The sequence below is a fragment of the Vagococcus fluvialis genome (assembly GCF_048815235.1).
GTDB lineage: Bacteria > Bacillota > Bacilli > Lactobacillales > Vagococcaceae > Vagococcus.
This window is the reverse complement of record NZ_JBMEAO010000015.1, coordinates 42,749-67,202: the sequence shown is the minus strand read 5'-3', so window position 1 is coordinate 67,202 and position 24,454 is coordinate 42,749. Positions and strand designations below refer to the sequence as shown.

Sequence of the window (24,454 nt, the reverse complement as noted above, 5' to 3'; positions counted from 1 at the left end):
TCACGTAGTATTCACAAATGAAAAAAGAAAAGGGGAAATTTTCATGAAAAATATAATAAAAACTGTATTAACTTTCCTATCCATTTTATTAGGAACAAGCTTAGGTATCATCTCTGTTTCAGCAGCAGAACTAACTGGTTCAGGCATTATTGATTCTGTTACATTTACAGATTCACAACTGTCTCAGGGCCAAGTAACCTCACTAAAAGTAACATTTAGTGAAAAAAAGACAAATTCAATTAATCCTGGTGACACATTTACTATTTCGATCCCTTCTGGATTAGAAGGAATGGTCGAAACAGGTGGTGCTCCTAGAAAAATTAATTTGAGTAATTTAGGAACTGCATTAGTTTATAAAGATAGAGTAGTCGCTACTTTTAACGAGAATGTGAAGAACTTAAATAATATTTCGGGTAATTTTTCTTTTGGTCTTACATCTTCTGTGACAAACAGCGAACATGATAATACAATTCAAACAGATTTTGGCTTAGGTTTACCTAGCCAAAAAGTAACTATTAAAGGGATTCCTAAAAACCCTGGAACAGGTGTCCTTCCTTTCTTTTACAAATCAGGGGATTTATTAGGTGATTCTAACACTGTTCGTTGGTTTTTAAATGCCAATCTAAATAAAGCTGATTTACATAACGATATTGTCATTACAGATACTCATGGAGCTGGACAAGAATTAAATAAAGATAGCTTTAAAGTAGTCATTGATAACTACTTAGGATCAAGAACTTATAGTATCACTGATTTTATTGCAAAAGGATTTGGAACAATCGAATTTAAGTCAGATAACACTTTTGTCATTCGCATTAGACGTGAACACGCAAGAATGGCTTCTGTCACAGTCATGTATACAAGTAATATTACTGAAAAAGGAAAAAATCAAAAAGAATTTACAAATGACTATGCCATTGATTACCAATTATGGAACAAACAACCTGTATCAGAAAAAAATACATCACATGTAAAGAATTTATTTGCTAATGGGGAGGCAAATGGTGATTTAGATAACAATCATGCAACTGAAGAAGAAATTGATATTCCTGAAGAAACGGTTGAAAGTATTGAAGATATAACTTCTGAGACTGCCGAATCTACTGAAGTTGAAGATAACACTACTAGACCTTCTGAAACTGACAAACCTATCATTAACGTAGGAGAGTCTTCGGAGGATATTACCGAAGAAACTATCGACAGTATCGAAGACATCTCTTCTGAGACTGCTGAATCTACTGAAGTTGAAGACAATACTACTAAACCTTCTGAAACTGATAAACCTATCATTAATGTAGGAGAATCTTCTGAAGAAGTTACTGAAGAAACTATCGACAGTATTGAAGATGTAACTGAGGAAACGGTTGAGTCTACTGAGGTTGAAGATAACACTACTAAACCTTCTGAAACTGACAAACCTATTATTAACGTGGGAGAATCTTCTGAAGATATTACTGAAGAAACGATTGGAAGTATTGAAGATATCACTTCTGAAACTGCTGATTCTTCGGAAGTTGAAGATAACACTACTAGACCTTCTGAAACTGATAAACCTATCATTAATGTAGGAGAAACTACTGAAGAGGTTACCGAAGAAACAATTGGAAGTATTGAAGATATCACTTCTGAGACTGCTGAATCTACTGAAGTTGAAGACAATACTACTAAACCTTCTGAAACTGACAAACCTATTATTAATGTTGGAGAGTCTTCGGAAGAGGTTACTGAAGAAACAATCGACAGCATTGAAGATGTGACTTCTGAAACTGCTGATTCTTCTGAAGTTGAAGATAATACTACTAAACCTTCTGAAACTGATAAACCTATTATTAACGTTGGGGAGTCTTCTGAAGAAGTTACTGAAGAAACAATCGGAAGTATTGAAGATATGACTTCTGAAACAGCTGATTCTTCTGAAGTTGAGGACAACACTACTAAACCTTCTGAGTCTGATAAACCTATTATTAACGTTGGAGAATCTTCTGAGGACGTTACCGAAGAAACAATTGGAAGTATTGAAGATGTGACTTCTGAAACTGTTGAGTCTTCTGAAGTTGAGGACAACACTAATAATACTGTGGAAATTACTCAACCTGAAATCAACGTTGGAGAAACCACTGAAGTCATTACTGAGGAGACTATTGAGACAATTGATGAAGTCACTCCTGAAACAACAGAACCTTCTATTGTCGAAGAAAGTACAACTAACCCTTCTAAAGTAGTAACTGAAGAAACGGTTGAAAACAATGGTCAGACTACTGAATCAACTAACCAAAATACAGTAACTTCAAATGAAAAAAATGGCGTGATTAAATCTACTACCAATACACAAAGTAGTAATACTCTACCTAAAACAGGCTCTAAACAATCAATTAGCACTGCTATTTTAGGACTTGTGTTAAGTGCTGCTACTGCATTTGGCTTAATCATTCGCTATAAAAAATAATCAAAAAAGTATCTGCTAGAAAATTAGCAGATACTTTTTTATTTTACATCTCTCACACATCTAAATCCTGTGTTATTACTTGTTGATTGAGCTGTATTTCCATTTCTTGCTGCTATTCGATATCTTTTACAATAAGAATCATGACATAAAAAAGAACCGCCTTTAATAGCGTAACTATTATCATCTATTAGTTGATACGATTCCCAAAATTCTCTTCCAGATATCTCTTGAAAAACAGCTAAATCAATGCCTCTTGGATTAACACACCATTCCCAGACATTACCAATCATTTGGTAAATACCGTAATCATTAGGCTCATATGTTTTAACGGGAGCTGTGTTGGCATAGCCGTCCAACATCGTATTAGTCTTTGGAAAATCTCCTTGCCAAATATTGCAATGATGTTGATTGTTAACTAATCGCTCTTTTCCCCAAGGATATAATTCTTCATTCCCTAGACCTTTAGCTGCTATTTCCCATTCTGCTTCTGTTGGTAATCTTTTCCCCGCCCATTGACAATAAGCCACTGCATCGTTTCGTGAAACATGAACTACTGGATGATCCAACCGCGTTGAGACATTGCTACCTTTTCCTTCGGGGTGTTTCCAACACGCACCAGGAACGGCATACCACCAAGATAAGTCATTTACCTTTTGAGATTTTACTTTCATTTCATCTGATAAAAAATAACCAAAAACAAAAGACCAACCAAAGTTTTCAGCTTCTGTCAGATATCCTGTTTTTTGGACAAATTCCGCAAATTCTTCATTGGTCACAGTTGTCTCATCTATTTCAAAAGCTGGTAAATCAACTAATACTCTTGGTCCTTCTTTGTCTGTATCAAAACCGATATCACTTTCGGTACCTATCCACTTTTGAGTCGATGGTATTAATATCATCGTAACATCCTCCTTTTAAATTACTCACTATATCTAATTACGACACCAAATCCCCTAAGTAAGTCACTACTTTTTGACGCTCTGGTAGCATCGTATTGAGTAACGATTGATAACCACAAAAAGTCTCTTCCTTATTCACATATATAGCATCTTTCATTCGACGACAGCCACCACCACATCCCTTTTTAAAAGGGCATTTTTGACAATAAGGAGGACTCTTTTCCTTTTGGCAAGTAAATTGAAAAGCAATATCTGTATTGAATAATTCTTTCAAAGAATGCTCTTTAATATTTCCTAAACAGTAATCATCTAAACAATAAAAATCACATGGATACACGTTTCCATTTGCCTCAATAACATACTGAATCTGACAATTTCCTAATATACCACAAGCAGTTACTTGCCCTTTTAAAAACAAATTAAAGATATCATCAAATAACTTAATACTTCTATAAATCTCCTTTTCTAAATCATTTAACCAAAGTTTAAATAGCTCTTGGTAAAAGGAGTGGAACTCTTCTGGCTCAAGAGCATAAGAGGTATAACAAGGTTTACCTAATTCATCTAGACAAGGAATAAACTGAATGTATTCAATTTGCTCATTCGTGATAAAATCATATATTTCTTTTGGATGCTCAGCTAATGATTTAGTTAGAACTGTTAATATGTTATAAGGAATTTCGTACTCATCTAGTAAGGCTTTTGACTTCATTATTCTGTCAAAAGTACCGCCTTTTTTGCTACTAAAGCGCATCTCATCATGTAATTCTTGATAACCATCCATAGATAATCCTACTAAAAAATTATTTTCCTTAAATAATTCACACCACTTTTTATTGATTAGTAAGCCATTAGTTTGAATCGCATATGAAACATCAATTTTTTTAGGTTGATTATCAACATAATCAATTAAATGAAGATAATATTTTAATCCTGCTAAGGTTGGTTCTCCGCCTTGAAAAGCTAATGTCAATTTATCTCCATCATTTAAGTCAATAAAAATTTGATCAATCATTCGCTCTGTTGTTTCTTGAGTCATTCTCCCAAATGTTTCTACCTCGCGATGAGAACTGACATCAAAATAAAAGCAATAAGTACATCTCATATTGCACAAAGAAGACGCAGGTTTGATTAAACATGATATGTGTTTCATATACTATTCCTTCTTTCTAAAAAATAAAGACCCATTTCTCTCTTTACAGTAGCAATGACTATGCTGATATAAAGAGAGAAATAGGTCTTGCCTGATTTTTTCAGTAACAATCCATAAAATGTATGCGATTTATTTATCATCCTATCACTAAAAAAATAGCTTGTCAATTTTACCCTTGACTATGAAGTAACATCACACTTTATACTGCCAATATAATCTTATAGGAGTGATTCATAATGACCATTACCATCCAAAAAGGCTCTAACTACCCTAAAGAGCAGCTCATTCAACCATTAACTAACCTAATACTTGCTGGCTTTGAAGCAAAGTTTACTCATCGCTTTTTTACAACTGATGAAGCTCAAACAATTGCTTATGCTTTAAGTGTTTTTCTAGCGTCTGAAAAACCTAACAACTTATTGATTGCTGAAAAAAATGGCAAAATATCAGGTTGTTTGTATTTTATTACTAAAACAGATGGGTCTAAATTACTTCAACACTACCTCAAACAGAGTCTGCCAAAAAGTAAAAGACTTAAGGCTTGGATATTACTCGGATTCTTATCTCATCAACCCAAAGCAAATGAACAGCATATTGATTTTATTGCTGTCTCTCCTGTTTTTAGAGGCCTTGGGATTGGCGGGAAATTGATTCAATATTGTCAGGATCATTGCTCAGAAAGCTCTTTAACGCTACACGTTGCTAAAAGCAACATTGGCGCTTATAAACTGTATCAGTCAAAAGATTTTCTCGTGGATAAGGATTTAAGTAGTTTGATTGGTAGAAGGATGACAGGGATAGATGATTGGTGGTATATGAGGTGGGAAAGAAAAGAGTAACACATTCTAAGTAAAGAATGTGTTACTCTTTCTAGTTATTCCTCAATTACTTTTGTTAAAAATTCATACATATTTGTTTCGACAGGATTCAATAATTTAAAATCCATCTCTACAACATTTTTTAGTGCTCCATCTGATGTAGGTTTTTGTTTTTGTTGAATAGTCTCTTGAATGGGAGACATTTCACCTAAATAATAAAAATCAATTTCATTGTCTTTTTTATTATATTTTCTCTTAATAAATAAATGGATATTCCAGTCCTCTGCATTTTTCAAAACTTCTACCTCAGGAGACTCTATGGTTCTTGGAGATTTAGTAAACCAACGGAAAGTACTTTCATCTAGAAACTCATCTTCATATGCCATCAATGAAGCTTTAAAATCTTTTCCCTTATCTAGGGTTACAAAAATAGCAAAATGTTGGTTACTGAAAGTATAGCCACCTATCCCTTGTTCATTTTGTTTAAAATCCATATTAAGCATACGTAAAGCATCTTTACGACGGTATTTTTTATATAGATTTAACGGCTCTTTTGGATGATACTCTTTATTTTTTTCTAGCCCCGTCTGAATAGCATCTATTACTAATTTATTAAAGTATTCGTTTTTATAAAATTCCTTTAAATTATCACTAGCTAGTAGATTAGATTCGTCGGATATAAACATCTGTGCCGGCATATAATTTCTTTTTTGAACGGATTCATAGAAAGATAAATCTAGTACTTTAATCGTAGATTCTAAATCATCTTCAGTATAATAAACACTTGATTCTTCAAACAGATTTTTTATTTCGCTAAAAGATAATTCCTCTTTTTTATTCCTAAAAAACTCTTGTAATACTACTAGTTCATGAGCTCTAATTCCTGATAGTAATTCAACAGAAATAAATTTTAAAGCGAGTTCTTCTTGTTCTGTTAATGAGCCTTCTAACTCTCCAATTCGTTTTAAAAATTGATAATAATTTTTCTCTTTTCCTACAATTACTAAAGGATCAATACTTCCTTGAACTTCAAAATCCAATAAATAAGGAACACGATTCAGTCTATTTTTTAAGGATATGTAATTTCTTTTTAACTCTGCCATGGAATCAAGCTTCACATTATCAATAGAACTAAATATCTTTTCTTTTGCTATTTGTTCAAAGTTAATGGCTGACAAGCCAGATATATAAGTCACATCAATAGTATCTCTTCTTAGATTACTTTTATTTCCTGAATTATCACCAGATAAAGCCATTGGTATCATATAATTATTTTTATAATTACCAATAAAATCTATAACTGTCACAAATTCTTTCGATTTATCTTTTCTTAGACCTCTACCTAGTTGTTGGATAAAAATAATACTTGATTCCGTATTTCTTAACATAATAACTTGGTTAATTTTTGGAATATCAATACCTTCATTAAAAATATCTACTGTAAATATATATTGAATAATTCCTTCTTCTAGTTTTTCAATTTCTGCTTCACGTATGTCTAAATTATCTTCCCCAGACAGATACGAACTTGGAATATTTCTTTCGTTAAATAATCTAGATAACTCTTTAGCTTCTTCTTTACGACTACAAAAAACTAAGCCTTTAGGAACATTTCCATGACAACCATAATAATCTATTTTTTCAATTAAGAAATCTATTCTTTCTTGATTAACTAAATATTTTAAATCTGCTGTTTCGTTGATTAAAAACCCATTTTGCTCATAATCTGTTACACCAAAATAATGAAATGGACACAGCAAATCTTCCTCTAAAGCTTCTTGTAATCTAATTTCATATGCTAAATTATAGTCAAACAATTCAAAGATATTAAAACCATCTGTTCTCTCAGGCGTTGCAGTCATTCCAAGTAAAAAATCAGGTTCAAAGTAATCAATTGTTTTTTGATACGAACTAGCACCAGCCTTATGAACTTCATCAATTAAAATATAATCAAAAGCATCTTGACCTAATATTTCTTGGTAACTTTCTTTAGAAATCGTTTGGATAGTTGCAAATAAATATTTAGCAGATAAGTCTTTAGAGTTTCCTGATAATATACCAAAATCAGATTCTGGTCCTCCTATAATTTTATGAAAGGACTCCATTGCTTTTTTTAGTATTTGTTCTCTGTGGACTATAAATAGCATTCTTTTAGGCTTGTATTGACGGACGTCAAATGCTGCTAGATAAGTTTTACCTGTTCCTGTTGCTGATACCACTAATCCACGTTTAGCTTTTGTTTCACGTAAATCGACTAAGTTTTTTAATGCTACTTTTTGCATTTTATTAGGTGTAATGTATTCGCCTTCTACATCCTTAACAACCGTAGATAATTGTTGAATCATTTGAATATTTATAGCAGGTTTATAATTCGCTTTAAAGTCTTTAATCCAATCTAATGTTAATAATTTAGCTTGTTTCCACTCATCTTCCAAATGATTTTCAATACTAGAAATCATTTCGCCATTTTCATTAGAGGTTAGCTTAACATTCCATTCATAGTTTTGTTTCAAAGCTGACATAGTTAGATTGGAACTACCTATAATGAAACTTTGATAATCACCCATATTAAATAAATAACCTTTTGAATGGAAACCATCTCTTTCAGATATTCTAACCTCTACATTAGGTATTTTTAAAAGAGACTCAAATACTTCTGGTTGATTAAAACCTAAGTAAGTAGATGTTAAAATTCGCCCCTTTACTCCTTTGTCAGCTAAATCAGCGAGTTGTGCTTTTATAGCATTTAAACCACTTTGAGTAATAAATGCTACTGATATAAAGAAAGTTTGGCATTGTTTGAAATCATTTTGAAGAGTGGTTAATAAAAAATCGTGTTTCTTTGGATTATTAACAATAAACTTAGGATTTAACTTATCACTTGTTATCTCTTTATTGATAAAAGCTCTATGCAAAGCTTTTTCTAATGTATCCATGTCAGCCTCCTATAGGAATCGTCATTAATTTTTTCACTGCTTGAATATCAGCTGGTGCCCAGTTAATCTCATCTAATTGGTTTGGTAGTAACCATTTAGCTTGCAGATGCTCTGTTAATTGAGGTTCCCCTGATTTCAAATGGCAAATAAATGTTGTTAAATTAACAAAACCAAAATCATACTCATATCGACAAAAATCATATTCTTCTTCAACAATACTTACTTCAATCTTTAACTCTTCTTTTATTTCTCGTTCCAAAGCTTGAATTTTTGTTTCATTGTCTTCAATTTTCCCACCTGGAAACTCCCATAAATTTTCTAAAGCTCTTCCAGGACCTCTTTGACAGCATAGTATTTTACCGTCTCGAAGGATAATCGCTCCAACAACTTTTATTTCTTTTTTCATTTTATGTATGACCTCTTTTTTTATTCATATATCATTTAGGATCCCATAAAATGATTGTTTGATCAAGATTAAGAATAAACTTGATCTCATAAAAACTGCCATAGAAATCATATTAAATTTCTATGGCAGTTTTTTATTTTATTTATTTAACTATATTTAATATGTAAAATTTCTAATAAACCTTTTTTAAGTTTATCGTTATCTACTTTTTGAACTACCGTTACATCAGTCATAAAATCTGATGAATCTTTTAATTGATCCCATAGCAACTGCTTTTCATCATATGGAATTTCAGATGTATTTAGAAATTTAAATAAACAATTGTTAACATTCTGATAGGTAACTGGTTCAAAACCTGAAATATCAACTACTATTTGTTTACTAATATCTTCTACGAATAATTCAATCTGACTTTCTAGAAACTCATTATCATAAGCATAATTTCTGACTTCATTATTTCCTTTATTTTTAGGTATAAATGGTGTTGCTCCAACAAAATGAAAAACATGTTTTCTATTTTCAGGTATCGAAGACACATCGCCTAGATGAGAAATGATTAATTCATCATTATCAATATCTAAAACTATCTTAGTAATAACACGGCCAGTATGACTATCCTCTATTAATTCAAATTCATTATTAGCTCCAGGGAAAATTTTCCAATGTATTTCATCAATTAATTCACTAATATTACCAACGTCTTTGATTGATAAATCCATTGGAATAATCGCTCCTGCTTTAGCAAATACTGGTATATTTTCTACTCCTCTTACAATGTCTAGTTCACAGTTACCTTTATATTTTTGATGTGTGAAAAAATCAAACCAGATGCCTTCAGGTAAAAAAACTGTAGCTAAGGATTTTTTTATAGTAAAATCAGTTTTTTGTGTTATTGGTAATACCATTAACTCGCTACCAAACATGTATTGATTTTCAGCATCATATGATCGATCATCTAACGGATAATCATAATACATTGGCATTACTAACGGATGAAAGTTTTCATTATTTCGAACATTCATTGTATATAAATACAATATTAATTGATGACGTAGTCTCATATAAGTTGTCATGCTATTTTCTATTTCTAAAGAATAATTCCAAGGTTCTTTACCGGTAAAAGCACTGTTAGAACTATGTAAACGATTGATAGGTGAAAAAACTCCAAACTGTAGCCATCTTAAAGATAATTCTTCATCTCGATATCCTTTCATATGACCTCCGATATCATGACTCCACCATGAGTAACCCACATTAGATGCAGTTGCCGTTAGATAGGGCTGAAATTCTAATGACTCCCATGTAATATGTGAATCACCCGAAAATCCGATAGGATATCTATGACTACCAAAACCAGCATAACGAGACAATATGATATCATTCTTTCCTTTTCTTTGAATATCTTCATAATGATAAATATTCAATAACCATAAGGGATCAACTTTTCCGTACCCACTCGTTCCTTGTTGCCAATCTAGCCACCAAAAATCTGTCCCTTGTTTTTCTAGCGGATGATGAACATCCGTAAAATAACTTTCTCTAAAAACTGAATCTGATAAATTAAATAAAGCTGGCTCTTCATTTTCCTTATCTAATCCTAATTTATCTGCAACTAAAGGATACGCTTCTTCAAATCCTCTAATACCATCAGCTGGATGAACGTTTAATGATGTTGTCATTCCCATATCATGTAGCTTACTCATGAATTCCTCAGGATTTGGAAATAATTCTTTATTCCACGTATATCCAGTCCAACCACTACCATACTTAGAATCGATATCTGTTAAATGCCAGTCCATATCAATAACACTTACAGATAATGGAATTCCTTTTTCCTTAAATTGATCCATTAAATCTAAATACTCTTTATCATCGTATTTCCAAAACCTACTCCACCAATTTCCTAATGCATACTTAGGTAATAATGGTACTGGCCCTGACAAACGGTAAAAATCTGAAATAGCTTTTTTATATTCCCGTCCATAAGCAAATAAATATAAATCATCACTTATCCATGTTTTTTCAGAGATTATGTTACCTTCTACAAAAAAAGTATCAGAATCATCAATAATTGCATAACCAATTTTACTTAACACACCATCTTCTAAGGGTGCCTTACCATCAATATGATCTAACGTTCGTAGTGTACCTTTTAAGTTTTCCTCTGGAATATCTCCGAAATGCCATCTGTTTCCATATGGTGAAAAATTAAATTTTAGATCCGCATATAGATTTTCACTAGTAAACGGTTGATTTTTATTATAATAAAGGTGAATATATTCAGTTATAATTTCTATTGACGTTTCTTTATCAACTACTTTGAAATTCGGCTCATCAAATTGTCTATTTTGAGCAAATTTAGTTTTTTGATCTACAAATTGTCCGGATTCAGAATACTCCATACGAAGTAACTGATTTGTTATTATAGTGAAACGATAATTATTTCCTTGAATTACTCTAGTTCTCTTCATGTTCTATTCCTCACTCTACAGTATAAACGGAATCCCTCACAACTAATTTACTATCTAACAGTGTTTCACTTGGTTCTTCCACTCCTTGTAGTAGATTCAATAATTTAGTTGCTGCAGTTTCCCCTTTATTGATATTTTGGATTGCGATTGTTGTTAATGCGGGTTCGATATATTTTGAATATTTCAAATCGTCAAACCCTACTATTGATATCTTCCTAGTCTCTATTAATCTATTTTCTTTGAATTGTTGAATTAACTCCATCGCCAATAAATCTGATGAAGCTACGACTGCTGTATAGTGCGACAGCTTTTTAATTAATTCTTCTATATTAGTTGAAACAAAGCTATTGGAATTCTCATTAATAATACCTTCGTCCTTAAGAACTTTGTCAAAACCTTTTTTCCGATAATATATAACATTCGGATACTCTTCTGAATACGGATAACTAACAAAAGCTATTTGCCTATGCCCTTGTTCTATTAAATACTTGGTTGCTATTTGTCCAGCAGCAAAATCATCTGTTGCAACAAAATACCTATTATTTTCAGCATTAACTTCTTCGTTTGAAGTAAAATGACTATCAATAAAAACTATTGGCGTTTTTTTATTAACGACTTCACTTATACCTATCACGCTTTTTGAACTTGCTCCTACTATTAAAAAACCTTCAAATTTCCAATATTTTTGGATTCGTTTAATTTCTGTAACATCTAATATATTATGAACTAAAACAAAATAATCATTTTTCCTTGTTATGTTTTCAATTCCTTGTAATATTTCAGCAACAAATGGGTCTGAAAAATCAATGTGTTCATTTTCAGAAAAATATAGTAAGCCTATTAAACCAGATTTGGAACTTGCAAGAGATCGAGCATTCATATTTGGAATATATTGGTATTTATCAATAACAGCTTGAACCTTTTCTTGTGTTTTTTTTGATACTCTTTGAGTTCTATTATTCAGTACATTCGTAACTGTTGTCATACTTACTCCAGCCTCTTCAGCTATTTGTTTAGTTGTTACACTCACTAAGTCCCACTCCTTATTTTTTTCTATTTCCCAACCCCACTTTGGATGCCTGAAATAAATTGTTTTTGAAAAATCAAATAAATTATTACTACTGGAATTATCGAAATCGTCGTAGCTGCAAAAAGACCACCATAATCAGTACCATATTGACCATTAAATAATTTTAACCCCACTGGTAAAAGTTGTTTCTTCTCATCACTAATCATTAAAAACGGCCATAAAAAGTCTTCCCATGTCCAAAGAAACTGGAAGATAGCCAAACTTGAAATTGTATTGCGTGACATAGGTAATATTATACGATGAAATATATATAAATCTTTTGCACCATCAACTTTAGCTGCCTCTATCATTTCATCAGAAATTTGTGAAATAGATTGTCTGAACATAAAAACACCAAAAGCGCTAATCATTGATGGAATAATTAATGATTTATAACTGTCTAACCAGTTAAATTGTACCATCATATCGTATTTAGGGATAATTGTTACCGCCCATGGAAGCATCATTGTTGATAAAATGACACCAAATAATATTTTTTTTCCTTTAAATTCAAATTTAGCAAACAAGTATCCAATTAATGCGCTTGTGTAAATAACAATGACAGTTACTGTTACTGCAATAAATAAACTATTCAAAAACATTCCCATAAAATTAAATTTCTCTTGAATGGTAACATAGTTGCTTAATGTAAACGTACTAGGTAATAAACTCCCACCTATTTTAACTATCTCGCTATTAGGCGCAAATGACGACACTAACATCCACAGAAAAGGAATAATGGTAATAAGTGCCATAATTAATAAAATAAGGTTTAGCATAATAGTTTTTATTGATTTCATCCTCTAACTTTCCTTTCTGCTGTCAGTTTGAACATCATCGCTGTTAAAATCCCTATAATTATAAATAATATAATTGACATAGCAGATGCTGTTCCAAAACGATATTTAACAAAAGCTTCATCAAAAATCAAATAAGAAATTACGTTAGTTGCAGTTCCTGGACCACCTTTAGTCATAATTAATATTTGAATATACGTTTGTAAATAACTAATTAAAGAAGTTATAACTATAAAAATAGTTGTTGGTTTTAACAAAGGTAACGTGACGTAACGAAATTTTTGCCAACCATTTACACCATCAATATTAGCTGCTTCAAAAACATCCTCTGGTAATCCCATCAAACCACTTAAAAATATAACTGTTGCATAACCAAAGTCTTTCCAAACTGTCATTGCAATAATAGCTGGCAAAGCATACCTAGAGTCATTTAACCAATTAATATCAAGTGAAAATATTTTGTTAATTAATCCAAACTGTGGATTATATAACCACATCCATACAAAAGAAATTGCTACTAATGGGGTAATAGTAGGCATATAGAATAGTCCTCTAAAAAATGATTTCCCCTTTATTAGTTTCGAGTGTAATAATAATGCTAATCCTAGGCCAAATACTATTCTGAATAACACCGAAAAGAAAGAGAAAAATAATGTATTCGATATTGATTCCCAGAAAACAGAATCTCCTAATATTTCTTTATAGTTATTAAATCCAACATAATTATATTCATCAATCAATGGATTCCAATCGTGAAAACTTCCTGCAAAAGCTTTGAATATCGGATAAATCATAAAAATCGAAAAATAAATAACAATAAATAATAACACACCTGTTTTAAAACTAATAATATCCTTTGCTGATTTCTTCATCTCTATTTTCCTTTCCTATGAAGTTTTATGAAAAAGAGTAGAAATCCGCATATGAATTTCTACTCTTTTTCCAAAATTACTTCACTTCTTTAAAAAATTGATATGTGTCCTCTAAAGAAACAAAGTCTGATCCCTTCATATCTTTTTCCATACCTGTTTGACCATCAGTAATAGCTTTATTCAGATCTTGATCATTGAAAATAATATTTTGGATAACCTGTTCACCGGTCGTTTCAATTGTTGATGGGAAGGCCCCAGGCCAAATTAATCTATCCATTCTAGGACCAATCTCTTTTAACACAGGGTGAGATAAGATATCTTCATCAGTAGCTAATGACTTCTTAGTTGGGAATGAAGCATTTGTTACAGCCATTTTTTTAGAATATTCGTCATTAGCTAATACATATCTAATAAAATCTTGTGCTACAGCTTGTCTTTCAGGTGTTTGGTTTTTGTTCACACCTGGAGAACTTTCACCATTATATCTATCATAGGCAAATGGCGTTTCTTCACTTGGAGTTGGTGTAGGGAAAATGCCGTAGTCAATATCAGGATATTTATTATCTAGTTCACCAGCCATCCATCCCCATCTGTACACCATCGCACTTTGTCCATTACCAAAACTCATCGTAGCATCATCACCAAAATCTTTAGATCCTACTTTATCTTTTTCGTATAAGTCAATTAAAAATTTTGTATTTTCTCTTGTTGCCTCATTATCAAAATTAACAGTTGTTTTATCATCCTTAAATAATAATTCTCCTTTTTGATAATTTAACCCTAGTATCATTGCATTGTATCCGCCTGCTCCATTATAGTTAAAACCAGCTTGTACAATTTTATCATTTTCGGTTTTTGTCAGTTTTTTAGCTACTTCTCTGAAATCATTCCATGTTTTGGGAATATCATTTTCAGTTAATCCAGCTTCTTTCCATAACGCTTTATTATAGTAAATATTTCCAGTGTTAACTGCTGTATCAATATAATAAACTTTACCGTCAATTATATGAGAATCCACATTAGTAAAATCAGCTTGTAGATCCTCTGTGGCTATATCATAAGGTGCCATGTAAGGAAATAAGATTGAATGTTGCGAATTATGAATATTGAATACCGATGGGCCATCTTTTCCTTTTAATGATAAAGGAATTTTTTTCCACATATCATCCCACGGTTGAACAACTGTCTTAATTGTGACATTTGGATAAATTTTTTCGTATTCTTTCGCCATGGAAATCACTGGATCATTATCGCCCCAAGTCCAATACTCTAAATCAATAGGTTTCCCGTCATTAATTAGTTTGTTAGGATCAAAAGATACTTTATCTCCTAAAACTTCTAATCCTTTATCCGCCTTCTTGTCTTCAACACCCTCATTAGATTTACTACTCGAACCACATGCCCCTAAAGTTAATACTAAAAAACTTAAACCTAGTACCTTCAAAAAACTTTTTTTCATCTGACTCTCTCCTTTTTAAGTTTAGCGTTAAACTTAATTTTTGTCAAGCGCTTTCAATTTAATTTTTAAAACAACATTATTTTATACAACTTCTAAAAAATCTCTTCGATTAATAGCTATTAGATAATGATTATATGCCATTATCTAAATATGTTCACATCCTCAAATTACAAAAAACAGAACTTTTATTTCTAGATTTCTAAAAATTGAAGCTGGCATTTTAGGACAATCTCTTCTTTTCTATTTGCACATAAAAAGCAAAAAAAGCCACTAGCTCTTAGCTAGTGGCTTAAAAAGGAGTTGTTTTATCTACTTTGGAGGAGTAAATAAAATGAAAAAGTTTGTTAGGGTTGTTTTGTTGGTATACATATATAATAGCTTCCAAATACGAAGAAAAAAACAACCAACTGTTCCTTTTTTGTGAAGAAAAAGTTAAGAGAATCTTAAGCTAAAACAATTTACTAACAAAAAACCAAGTGCTGAAACTCACACTTGGCTTTTATGTTTATTATTAATTAAAAATGATATTTCCCACTACATCGTTAGCAGATACTTCTACACTGCTTGTCATTTGGAAATCAATAGCTTCACCACTTGTGGCAATGACTAAGATATCACTTTGTTTATTGCTTTCTACTAGCATAGCTAAATCCATATCAGCTATTTTCGTTGATGGTGTAATTGTGTCCCCTTCTTTAACAAAGACTTCAAAAGGTTTTCCTTGTAATTCCACCGTATCAATTCCCATATGAACTAATACTTCAACGCCAGTTTCTGATTTTAAACCAATGGCGTGTTTTGTTGGAAACACAGATGTTACCACACCACTAATTGGTGAGTACACCTCTTTTGTATTAGGCCTAATAGCAAAGCCGTCTCCTAACATCTTTTGAGAAAACACATCATCTTTCACTTCTGAAATTGGAACAAATAGTCCATTACTCACGCTATGTAAGTTTAATTCATTCGGTTTCTTTTTTAATTTTTTAAATAAATTCATAATTATCCTTCCCTTCAAAGAGACAATTACTCCAGATCTAGTAATTCCCTCATTTCTGTTTTGTAAACTGCTGCTTTGTTTCCATAAATAATTTGAATACCAGATGGGACATTAACAACACCGTTTGCCCCCAGTTTCTCTGTAAAATAAGTACTTGATTCAACTTTACTTGGCTCATTTAAAGTTATTCTCAAACGAGTAAAACAAGCGTCTACTTTTTCAATATTATCTTTACCACCGACAGCAGCAACGATTGCTTCTAAAAACTCTTTAGAATCTGTTGTATTTTCAACAGTATCTATAGCAACAACCTCTTCTACTTCTCTACCGGGTGTTTTTAAATTCCATTTAATAATAGCAAATTTAAAAATGAAATAATATAAACAGAAATATAAAGCACCTAAAGGTATCACCCATAACCAGTTAGAACCTTTATCAGCTCCCATAATTCCGTTGAAAATAAGTGACATAAATGGGCCACCAAATGAAGCAGAACCAACTACGTTAAATGATACTATATAAGTTAATAGGTATGCAACTCCTGATAAAACTGCATGAATACCAAATAATACTGGCGCTACAAATAAGAAACTATACTCTAATGGTTCACTTATTCCCATTAGAGCACAAGGAATAACTGCAGCAATCATTAATGAAGCAACTTTTTTCTTATTGGCTGGTAGAGCTGTTTTATACATAGCTAACGCAGCTCCCGGTAAACCAAACATCGCAAAGATTACTTTACCGTTCATCAAGAAGCGACTGACACTGATATCAAAGTTCGCACCTGGTGTATTTAAAATAGCGTTATAAATATTAACGGCTCCCTCAACTACTTGACCACCAATCTCCTCTACGCCCCCCAAGCTAGTAAAGAAGAATGGTAAGTAAATAAAATGATGTAAACCAAATGGTAGTAATAAACGCTCTGACGTTCCGTACACAAAAGAACCTAAAGCCCCAGTCGAAACGATGAATTCAGACATAGCCCCCAAACCATTTTGAATCGGTGGAAAAACAAATGCCATCACTAATCCAACAAAAGAAGATGCAATAATGGTAATGGCTGGTATAAATCGTGTCCCATTGAATAAAGAGATAACAGATGGCAATTCAATTTTATAATATTTATTATGTAAGTAACTGACTAAAAGTCCAATGATAATACCACCAAAAACACCTGTATCTAAAGTTAAAACCCCTAAAATACTACGTTGACCCGTTAATAAATTTTCTGGATCAATGGTCCCTTTTAAAACTAAAAAAGAACCCATTACAGTATTAAGTGTCATGTAACCTAAAAAACTAGCTAAAGCAGCGGTTCCTTTTTCAGATTTAGCAAATCCATAAGCAATTGAAATAGCAAAGATGACCGGAATATTATTATTAACTACATTTCCAGCGTCCTTCATCAAGCTAAACAGATAAACAAAAAAAGTACTTCCTAAAAATGGAACTGATTTGATTAAGTTGGGATTGGAAAAGGCACTTCCTACACCAACTAAAATACCTGATATCGGTAAAATTAAAACAGGAGCCATTAAAACTTTTCCTAATTTCTGAAATGATTCTAAAATCTTCTCTTTTTTCATTGTTTCCCTCCAAAAAAACGATTTCATTTATTTGTATTAAATAACAGAAGGAGCTTTTAGCTCCTTCTTATTATTTTAATTCTGGCCAGTAATCTACATTTGCTTCAATTAAAGCATCTAAGATTTTTCTAGCTTTTTTAGCGTCCCCAATAGTTCTATTTAAAGTTAAAGCTTGTAGTGCTTTTGTATATGATTTTTCTAAATAAGCTTCACAAGTTAATTTTTCATAAGCATATTGGCCTTCAATTAACCCTTTATAGAAGGTACCAATTTCACCTACTGCGTAAGGTTGTGGTCCATTAACACCTAATGATGCGGCTACTTCAATCATTAAATCATTTGGTAAATTAGAGACAATTCCATTATTTGGAACAATCACAATAAAGGTTCTTCTTAAGTTACCATAAATAGAAGCTGCCACTTCAACAATCATATCCCCATGAGCATCGTTATGAACAATATGAGAGTCTTTGGCTGTTCCAGCTTGAGCTATTCTTTCACACTCTTCAAACACACGTTTTTCACGTCCATCCATTACCTCATTAGCTCTTGTATAATTAGGATCTAATTTAGATAATTTGTATTCAGGATATAAATAATATTGTAAGTAAGTGTTTGGCAGATAGTCTGGAAAATCATTAATCATGTCTTCCACCATTGCATAAGTATCTAACCATGATTGATCACGTTGCTCTGCATCAACTGGTAAAAAACCATTCTTAATCGTGTAATCTTTGATTTCAGGTAATAAATCATTTCCTTCTTTATCATACACGTGTGTAAACCAACCAAAGTGATTTAGTCCAAAATAAGTTGGTTCAAATTCATTGAAATCTCGATTAATTAAACGTCCAAATGAACGTAATAGGTTAACTGGTTGATCACAAATATTTAAGATACGTTTGTCATCTGGAAATACCATATTTAATGCATGTGCAACAATCGCCGCTGGATTCGTATAATTTAAAATCCAAGCTTCTGGACTTAATTTACGAACATCTTCAACTAATTCTATCATATCTCTAATTGATCTCATTCCGTAAGCAAATCCACCAGGTCCACATGTTTCTTGCCCGATAAGATCCATTGATAATGGAATTTTCTCATCTTTTTCACGCATTGGATAGCCACCTGTACGCATTTGACAGAAAACAAAATCCACATCTTTAAAAGCTTCTTCTTTATCTGTTGTGTAGCTAAACTCAATATCAGGTGTTTCTTCTCTGAATAAAATTTCGCCAAATTTTCCGATGACTTCTTGTCTTTTTTCATCAATATCATACAAAGTTATTTTATCAAAAGGAAAGATATCTTGATGTTTTGTCAATGCTTTTAAAATTCCTGGAGACCAAGTAGATCCTCCTCCAACAATAACAATATTATTCTTTTTTCTCATTCTAACCACTCCGTTTCATTTGATAAACCTAGTCTATATGATTTTTTATCAAAAAAACGCTTTTTTAATGACTCTATACGAGCAACACACATTTCAAAAAAAAACACACCGATGTGTTCCTCAACACAACGGTGCTAGCTCTTCAAATATGTAGTTTAAGACGTAATGAATACCTAGTCTAGAAGAAACATCCATATCAGCATATGTTAATCGGTCATAGAAAGTATACATTGCAACATCTGCCATCTGAGAAATTGAATTTTGAGAAAAACCTGTAATGGAAATCATTTTAGCTTTTGTTAATTTAACTAAGCGAGCTGCGTCCAATGGCGTTTTAGTTTCTCCACTTAAACTTACTACGAAGACTAAATCATTTTCCTTCAATTTTTTTGCTCGTTGACTCATTACATGCGGCTCAAAATAAAGAGATGATTCAAAACCTAATATTCTTAGTTTCTCTTTCATTTCTTCGCAAGGAAATTTGGACGGACCACAACTAAAAAAGTAAATATGGTTAGAAGCTAAAATTAAATTTAATACTTCTTTTACTGTTTCTGAACTTAATAACTCCTCTGTTCGATTAATTTGGTCAATTAACTTTAGTCGGTTTTCTTTCTTTAGTGCATGGCTCTTATTGTGTTCTGTTTCAATGGCTAGTTTTAGTTCCGTATAACCACGATACTCTAGTTTTTTAGCCATTCTAACAATCGTATTCGAAGAAACATACAAACTATCAGCTAATTCTTTTAACGTACTGCTTTTTAAAAAATGATAATTTTCTTTATCCATCATGTAATTTAAGAGTGTTAATTCTTGTTCATTTAATAAATTTTGATTTGCCTGAAGATGACTAAATAATCCCATGATAAAACCTCCCCTTACTTGTCACCACTGCTAATTTTATTACATTTTAACACATCACACGCTCTTAGTTACTATTCTTTTAATTCTCCCTTTTTTCCATTCAATAATTCCTTCTTCTCTACCTTTTAAAATAGCTCGATTTAAGTTTCTTAGACTAGTATTTAAGGTTACAGCAAGTTCTGATTTATTGATGTTGAGCCATTCATTTTTAGGTAACTGTTCTAAATAATTTAGTAGATGCTCATAAGTTGTTCCTTGTTTTTGCTCCACAATATAATTTGAACTGTATTGTAATTTATCATTGAGTTCTTCAAATAAATATTCAGTTACTTGAAAATCTTTCTGCATCCATTTTTGAACTATCTCTCTGGGTAAATAAGACAGACTGACTTCTGTTAAGGTTGTAATTTCATACGTGCCATCGCGGTCAGAAAACAATTCCATCTCACCAAAACAGTTTCCTTCTTGGAGTTCTTTCAAAAAGATATGTTCACCATTTAATAAAAATTTTTTTACCGCAACTTTCCCTGAATCTATGAAGTAAACGCCTTTGTTATTGCCATCTGATTCAATTATTAACTGTTCTTTTGAAAGGTTTAGCATTTGAATGTATTTTTGAAATTCTTTGGGGATATTTTTTATTATGACATGATTCATCTGACAAACACTCCTTTTATATTCAGTATAACTTAATTTAGGACACGTGTCCTAGATAGTCAGACGTTCATCCACCATAATAGAGTTATCAACACAAAGGGGATAGGAAAACATGAGAAAAATGATTATTGATACAGATACTGGTAGCGATGATGCAGTAGCTTTAGCAATGGGTGTTTTAGCAGAACAGGTCGAAATTTTGGGGATTACGACGGTTTCTGGTAACTGTGATATGGAGCAAGCAACTTTAAATGCTTTAATGACTCTTGAAAAGTGTCAGGTGGATGTACCCGTTTATAAAGGATGTGCTTTACCTTTATTACGTGAAAAAAAGGTGGATGCCGTTTCAGTTCATGGGGATGATGGCATGGGGGATTTAGACTTGATTCATCCAACAACAACTGCACAAAACGGACACGGTGTTGATTTCATTATCGATATGGTTAAAAAATACCCTGGGGAAGTAGAAATTGCCATTATCGGTCCTGCAACCAACATCGCTTTAGCTATTATGAAAGAGCCAACTATTATGCAACAAGTAAAACACTATTACATTATGGGAACTGGTGGATTTGGATTAGGAAATGCATCAACAATAGCCGAATTTAATGTTTACGCTGATGCTGAAAGTTATGTACCACTTTTAAGAAGTGACGTGCCTAAAACAATCATTGGGTTTGATGTGTGTATTGCCAATGCTTTTGTCAAAAAAGAAATTGAAACACTCCGTCAACAAAGTGAACTTGGTAAATTCTTAATGGACGCCAACGAAACACTGCTTAACTACAATATAACGCGTACTGGTGAAGCAATTATCGACTTACCTGATGCGGTAGCACTTGCCGTTGCTCTTTGGCCTGAAGAAATAGTGACTGAATCAAAAAGTGTCTATGCTTCTGTTGCTTATAAAGAATCTGAAACGTATGGACTAGTCATGATGCATGACAGAACGGATGCTTTAGCGGTTATTCATAATTATCCAAAAGACAATGCGACAGTTGTTAAATCGATTGACGGAAAACTATTTAAAGAAAAAATCATGGAGATGATTTAACAAAAAAAGACTGAGAACTAGATGTCTCAGTCTTTTTTGATTGTTAAGATATTTCTTATTTCTTTACTAATACTAACTCAGCAAATTGACCATATTGTTTCACTTCTTTTAAATCAAATAATTGTTTGCCTTCTTTTTGAGTAAATAACGGAATACCATCACCTAGTAGTACTGGCGCTAATTGAAGATACATTTTATCAATTAATTGATTATCTAAAAGAGGAGCTATTAATGAATTTCCACCAACTATCCATACATTTTTATCTGCAGGTAAAGTTGAAACAAACTCGACAATATCTTTTGAAACAAATTCAAATAGATTCGTATTTTCTATCTTTTGATGGGTTAACACATAATTTTTAGTCGCTCCATAAAAGGTTTCTAAATCAGCCATTTCTTTGATTTCATCATAGTTTTTTCGCCCCATAATTAAGATATCCATCTCTTTATAAAAAGCATCATAACTAGTTTCTTCAACAGAACCAATTTCATGTAACCAATTAATTTCATGATTTTTATCTGCTAGATAACCATCTAAGGTCATACAGCCATAAAAGAAAATTGCCATGTCATCTCCTCCAATTTATTACTTGAATTCAGTGATTTTACTTGCTGGTAGTCGAAGTGATTCGTACCCTTCTTCAACAGCTTTTCCGATTGAAACAATCATAACTGGTACGTAGCGATCTTTATCTAATCCAAAGGCTTCAGCTATTTGATCTTCTTCAAAACCACCAATTGGGTTTGTTTCATACCCATGAGCACGAGCCACTAACATAAACTGCATTGCTGCTAAACTAGTATCAATTTTTACAACATCATTCATTTTGGCTGGTGAAAAACTATTGTAATGAGGAATAATCGCCGCTAACTGCTCATCTCTAACTTCTTTAGGCATTTTACCTGCTGCTACTGCTTGATCGTAGATTTCTTCTCCTAATTCTTGGCATTTCATATCGCCAAAAAATAAAACCATGGCTGATGATGTGTCATTTTGACGCGTATTAAAGCGAATTAATGGTTTTAACTTTTCTTTTTCTGCTTCACTTTCAACCACAACAAAACGCCATGGCTGCATATTTACTGATGACGGAGCTGTTGTTGCTTCTTGTATCATTTCCAGCATTTCTTCATGTGAAATTTTAAAAGTTTCATCGTATACACGAACTGATTTTCTTCCAAAAGCGATATCTGAAAAATCATTATTTTGTAGTTTTTTTGACATGTCTATTCCTCTTTCATTGAACAATTTTATTTAATAATTGTAGTAACATTTTTTCTTCATCTTCCGTTAAAGAAAGATCTAATTTTTTATGTTGCTGATGTTGTGTCTCACACGATTTTAAATCTTTTATTGCTTGTTCTGTTATTTTAACCGATATTTCACGGTTATTAGCTTGATTTCTTTCTCGTATAACGTAGCCCTTTTCTTCAAGAATTTTTAAGTGTCTTGTAACAGCTGCGCTATCTATTTTTAATTCGTTTTGAATCAGCGACTGAGAACAAGGAGCATTTTCCATTAAAACTAGCATTAACTCATAACGAGTAATACTAAATCCTGTTTTAGCTTCAAATTTAGTAGTCATTTCTTGATTAGCTAACTTTAATTGATAAAGTAATTTACTTGTTTCTCTTAAATTCATGTCTCTTTCCTTTCTCGATTGATTAATCAACTGTTGACCGGTCAATTATAAAACATAGACTTATTTTTAGAAAGTAATTTGCTCATATAATCAAAAACTCCTAATGATTCAATCTATCGTAATAGATGTCATTAGGAGTTAAAACTTTATTTTTATAAGAAATTATTTTTCTACTTTATAATACACTAACTCACCAAAAGCAGCCGTTGGATTATTCTGAGTTCCGATTGAAAGGATTTTATCTTGATCAATATCTCCATCTAATAAGCCACCCATTGTTCCTTTAGGTAAAAAAGAAACGTAAATCACAGCTCCTGGCATTTCGCTTTTTAAAGATAATAAACCATCTGTTTCGATTGGCTCTAATTGGACTGAATAAGCTGGCCTTTTTTCATTATACACATCTCTAATTTCAGGTTGTCCACTTTCGTCATTCATACTTGGTACATTAATCTTTAGACCATTGATTTCACCTGGTTGTTTTTGATTCGTAATATCGGTAAAGACTAACGTATTGTCTTTGATTTCAATACTTTGGCCAACATCATTTTGCCATGTACCATTCACACTAGCATAATTTCCTTGTTGAATTTCAGCTATATCCATCTCTAAAACTTCTACTTCCTCTGTAGTTGATTCACTTGTCTGGCTCTCAGAAGAACTAGATTCTTTTTTCACATCAGTTGTTGTACTACTTACTTTCGTTTCACTTACCTCTTCTTTTTTGTCTGTTGAACAAGCACTCAGCACTCCCATACCAAGCACCAAACTACTTAACAAAACAACCATTGATTTCTTCTTCATTAATACAACTCCTCATCTAACTTTCATTCTATCCTATTGTACTACAGCTAGATTTTCATAAACAGTCAAAATGAAAACAAAAAGACACTTCCCTGTCTGAAAAGTGTCTTCATATTAG

The 24,454-nt window shown here is 32.2% G+C and carries 21 protein-coding genes; 3 read left to right on the top strand and 18 right to left on the bottom strand.

From position 1 onward, the window contains the following. The first annotated feature begins 43 nt into the window (after positions 1-43). Entirely contained in the window at positions 44-2,446 is a 2,403-nt protein-coding gene (locus ACODH8_RS10790) for a collagen binding domain-containing protein (RefSeq protein ID WP_332466765.1), read from the top strand. A 38-nt stretch (positions 2,447-2,484) separates the two neighbouring features. Here the strand turns inward: ACODH8_RS10790 and ACODH8_RS10785 are convergent, their stop codons facing one another. Then, positions 2,485-3,345: a formylglycine-generating enzyme family protein gene (locus ACODH8_RS10785; protein WP_332466764.1), complete on the bottom strand. Its 861-nt coding sequence runs from the start codon at positions 3,343-3,345 to the stop codon at positions 2,485-2,487. Positions 3,346-3,382: 37 nt separating this feature from the next. Then, positions 3,383-4,498 carry a radical SAM/SPASM domain-containing protein gene (locus ACODH8_RS10780; RefSeq protein WP_332466763.1) on the bottom strand — a complete coding sequence of 372 codons (1,116 nt, stop codon included), beginning with the start codon at positions 4,496-4,498 and terminating at the stop codon, positions 3,383-3,385. Positions 4,499-4,734: 236 nt separating this feature from the next. Here ACODH8_RS10780 and ACODH8_RS10775 point away from each other — a divergent pair, with 236 nt between their 5' ends. Beyond that, positions 4,735-5,337 (top strand): N-acetyltransferase, encoded by a 603-nt coding sequence (locus ACODH8_RS10775; protein ID WP_332466762.1) that lies wholly within the window; start codon positions 4,735-4,737, stop codon positions 5,335-5,337. A gap of 35 nt (positions 5,338-5,372) precedes the next feature. On the opposite strand, the gene ACODH8_RS10770 is transcribed toward ACODH8_RS10775, so the two are convergent. The 12 genes from ACODH8_RS10770 to ACODH8_RS10715 form a co-directional block, all read right to left on the bottom strand. After that, positions 5,373-8,252: a DEAD/DEAH box helicase gene (locus tag ACODH8_RS10770; protein ID WP_332466761.1), complete on the bottom strand. Its 2,880-nt coding sequence runs from the start codon at positions 8,250-8,252 to the stop codon at positions 5,373-5,375. A 1-nt stretch (position 8,253) separates the two neighbouring features. Further along, positions 8,254-8,658: a (deoxy)nucleoside triphosphate pyrophosphohydrolase gene (locus ACODH8_RS10765; RefSeq protein WP_332466760.1), complete on the bottom strand. Its 405-nt coding sequence runs from the start codon at positions 8,656-8,658 to the stop codon at positions 8,254-8,256. A gap of 146 nt (positions 8,659-8,804) precedes the next feature. Further along, on the bottom strand, positions 8,805-11,129 hold the full coding sequence (locus ACODH8_RS10760; protein ID WP_332466759.1) for a TIM-barrel domain-containing protein: 2,325 nt from the start codon (positions 11,127-11,129) through the stop codon (positions 8,805-8,807). 10 nt (positions 11,130-11,139) lie between these two features. Then, on the bottom strand, positions 11,140-12,159 hold the full coding sequence (locus ACODH8_RS10755) for a LacI family DNA-binding transcriptional regulator (protein WP_332466758.1): 1,020 nt from the start codon (positions 12,157-12,159) through the stop codon (positions 11,140-11,142). 23 nt (positions 12,160-12,182) lie between these two features. Beyond that, on the bottom strand, positions 12,183-12,998 hold the full coding sequence (locus ACODH8_RS10750) for a carbohydrate ABC transporter permease (RefSeq protein ID WP_332466757.1): 816 nt from the start codon (positions 12,996-12,998) through the stop codon (positions 12,183-12,185). Further along, complete coding sequence (locus ACODH8_RS10745) at positions 12,995-13,867, bottom strand: sugar ABC transporter permease (RefSeq protein ID WP_332466756.1); 873 nt, start codon at positions 13,865-13,867, stop codon at positions 12,995-12,997. Before ACODH8_RS10745 ends, ACODH8_RS10750 begins: the two co-directional genes overlap by 4 nt. Positions 13,868-13,943: 76 nt before the next feature. Next, positions 13,944-15,326 (bottom strand): extracellular solute-binding protein, encoded by a 1,383-nt coding sequence (locus tag ACODH8_RS10740; protein WP_332466755.1) that lies wholly within the window; start codon positions 15,324-15,326, stop codon positions 13,944-13,946. 511 nt (positions 15,327-15,837) lie between these two features. Beyond that, the gene (locus tag ACODH8_RS10735; RefSeq protein WP_332466754.1) at positions 15,838-16,326 is read right to left on the bottom strand and encodes a PTS glucose transporter subunit IIA; all 489 of its coding nucleotides are present in this window, start codon (positions 16,324-16,326) and stop codon (positions 15,838-15,840) included. Between the two features lie 26 nt (positions 16,327-16,352). Beyond that, positions 16,353-17,918 (bottom strand): PTS transporter subunit EIIC, encoded by a 1,566-nt coding sequence (locus ACODH8_RS10730; protein WP_332466753.1) that lies wholly within the window; start codon positions 17,916-17,918, stop codon positions 16,353-16,355. Between the two features lie 70 nt (positions 17,919-17,988). Further along, on the bottom strand, positions 17,989-19,314 hold the full coding sequence (locus ACODH8_RS10725) for a 6-phospho-alpha-glucosidase (RefSeq protein WP_332466752.1): 1,326 nt from the start codon (positions 19,312-19,314) through the stop codon (positions 17,989-17,991). Positions 19,315-19,434: 120 nt separating this feature from the next. Continuing rightward, the gene (locus tag ACODH8_RS10720; protein WP_332466751.1) at positions 19,435-20,178 is read right to left on the bottom strand and encodes a MurR/RpiR family transcriptional regulator; all 744 of its coding nucleotides are present in this window, start codon (positions 20,176-20,178) and stop codon (positions 19,435-19,437) included. A gap of 54 nt (positions 20,179-20,232) precedes the next feature. After that, positions 20,233-20,835: a Crp/Fnr family transcriptional regulator gene (locus ACODH8_RS10715; protein WP_332466750.1), complete on the bottom strand. Its 603-nt coding sequence runs from the start codon at positions 20,833-20,835 to the stop codon at positions 20,233-20,235. Positions 20,836-20,947: 112 nt separating this feature from the next. Here ACODH8_RS10715 and ACODH8_RS10710 point away from each other — a divergent pair, with 112 nt between their 5' ends. Beyond that, positions 20,948-21,889 (top strand): nucleoside hydrolase, encoded by a 942-nt coding sequence (locus ACODH8_RS10710; protein WP_332466749.1) that lies wholly within the window; start codon positions 20,948-20,950, stop codon positions 21,887-21,889. A gap of 55 nt (positions 21,890-21,944) precedes the next feature. Here ACODH8_RS10710 and ACODH8_RS10705 read toward each other — a convergent pair whose 3' ends face one another. The 4 genes from ACODH8_RS10705 to ACODH8_RS10690 form a co-directional block, all read right to left on the bottom strand. Continuing rightward, a complete protein-coding gene (locus ACODH8_RS10705; protein ID WP_332466748.1) occupies positions 21,945-22,457 on the bottom strand; it encodes a dihydrofolate reductase family protein in 513 nt (170 codons plus the stop codon). Positions 22,458-22,475: 18 nt separating this feature from the next. Beyond that, the gene (locus ACODH8_RS10700; RefSeq protein ID WP_332466747.1) at positions 22,476-23,114 is read right to left on the bottom strand and encodes a nitroreductase family protein; all 639 of its coding nucleotides are present in this window, start codon (positions 23,112-23,114) and stop codon (positions 22,476-22,478) included. Between the two features lie 13 nt (positions 23,115-23,127). Next, positions 23,128-23,532 (bottom strand): MarR family winged helix-turn-helix transcriptional regulator, encoded by a 405-nt coding sequence (locus tag ACODH8_RS10695; protein ID WP_332466746.1) that lies wholly within the window; start codon positions 23,530-23,532, stop codon positions 23,128-23,130. 162 nt (positions 23,533-23,694) lie between these two features. Further along, positions 23,695-24,336, bottom strand: coding sequence for a DUF6287 domain-containing protein (locus ACODH8_RS10690; protein ID WP_332466745.1), 642 nt, complete (start codon positions 24,334-24,336; stop codon positions 23,695-23,697). Positions 24,337-24,454 lie beyond the last annotated feature (118 nt).

Bases quoted from the DNA above. Each gene is read 5' to 3' on its own strand.
- ACODH8_RS10730 (WP_332466753.1), bottom strand. From the start codon at position 17,918: ATGAAAAAAGAGAAGATTTTAGAATCATTTCAGAAATTAGGAAAAGTT.
- ACODH8_RS10750 (WP_332466757.1), bottom strand. From the start codon at position 12,998: ATGAAATCAATAAAAACTATTATGCTAAACCTTATTTTATTAATTATG.
- ACODH8_RS10790 (WP_332466765.1), top strand. From the start codon at position 44: ATGAAAAATATAATAAAAACTGTATTAACTTTCCTATCCATTTTATTA.
- ACODH8_RS10740 (WP_332466755.1), bottom strand. From the start codon at position 15,326: ATGAAAAAAAGTTTTTTGAAGGTACTAGGTTTAAGTTTTTTAGTATTA.
- ACODH8_RS10775 (WP_332466762.1), top strand. From the start codon at position 4,735: ATGACCATTACCATCCAAAAAGGCTCTAACTACCCTAAAGAGCAGCTC.
- ACODH8_RS10715 (WP_332466750.1), bottom strand. From the start codon at position 20,835: ATGAATCATGTCATAATAAAAAATATCCCCAAAGAATTTCAAAAATAC.
- ACODH8_RS10765 (WP_332466760.1), bottom strand. From the start codon at position 8,658: ATGAAAAAAGAAATAAAAGTTGTTGGAGCGATTATCCTTCGAGACGGT.
- ACODH8_RS10785 (WP_332466764.1), bottom strand. From the start codon at position 3,345: ATGATATTAATACCATCGACTCAAAAGTGGATAGGTACCGAAAGTGAT.
- ACODH8_RS10710 (WP_332466749.1), top strand. From the start codon at position 20,948: ATGAGAAAAATGATTATTGATACAGATACTGGTAGCGATGATGCAGTA.
- ACODH8_RS10725 (WP_332466752.1), bottom strand. From the start codon at position 19,314: ATGAGAAAAAAGAATAATATTGTTATTGTTGGAGGAGGATCTACTTGG.
- ACODH8_RS10720 (WP_332466751.1), bottom strand. From the start codon at position 20,178: ATGGGATTATTTAGTCATCTTCAGGCAAATCAAAATTTATTAAATGAA.
- ACODH8_RS10770 (WP_332466761.1), bottom strand. From the start codon at position 8,252: ATGGATACATTAGAAAAAGCTTTGCATAGAGCTTTTATCAATAAAGAG.
- ACODH8_RS10780 (WP_332466763.1), bottom strand. From the start codon at position 4,498: ATGAAACACATATCATGTTTAATCAAACCTGCGTCTTCTTTGTGCAAT.
- ACODH8_RS10705 (WP_332466748.1), bottom strand. From the start codon at position 22,457: ATGGCAATTTTCTTTTATGGCTGTATGACCTTAGATGGTTATCTAGCA.
- ACODH8_RS10695 (WP_332466746.1), bottom strand. From the start codon at position 23,532: ATGAATTTAAGAGAAACAAGTAAATTACTTTATCAATTAAAGTTAGCT.
- ACODH8_RS10760 (WP_332466759.1), bottom strand. From the start codon at position 11,129: ATGAAGAGAACTAGAGTAATTCAAGGAAATAATTATCGTTTCACTATA.
- ACODH8_RS10745 (WP_332466756.1), bottom strand. From the start codon at position 13,867: ATGAAGAAATCAGCAAAGGATATTATTAGTTTTAAAACAGGTGTGTTA.
- ACODH8_RS10700 (WP_332466747.1), bottom strand. From the start codon at position 23,114: ATGTCAAAAAAACTACAAAATAATGATTTTTCAGATATCGCTTTTGGA.
- ACODH8_RS10735 (WP_332466754.1), bottom strand. From the start codon at position 16,326: ATGAATTTATTTAAAAAATTAAAAAAGAAACCGAATGAATTAAACTTA.
- ACODH8_RS10690 (WP_332466745.1), bottom strand. From the start codon at position 24,336: ATGAAGAAGAAATCAATGGTTGTTTTGTTAAGTAGTTTGGTGCTTGGT.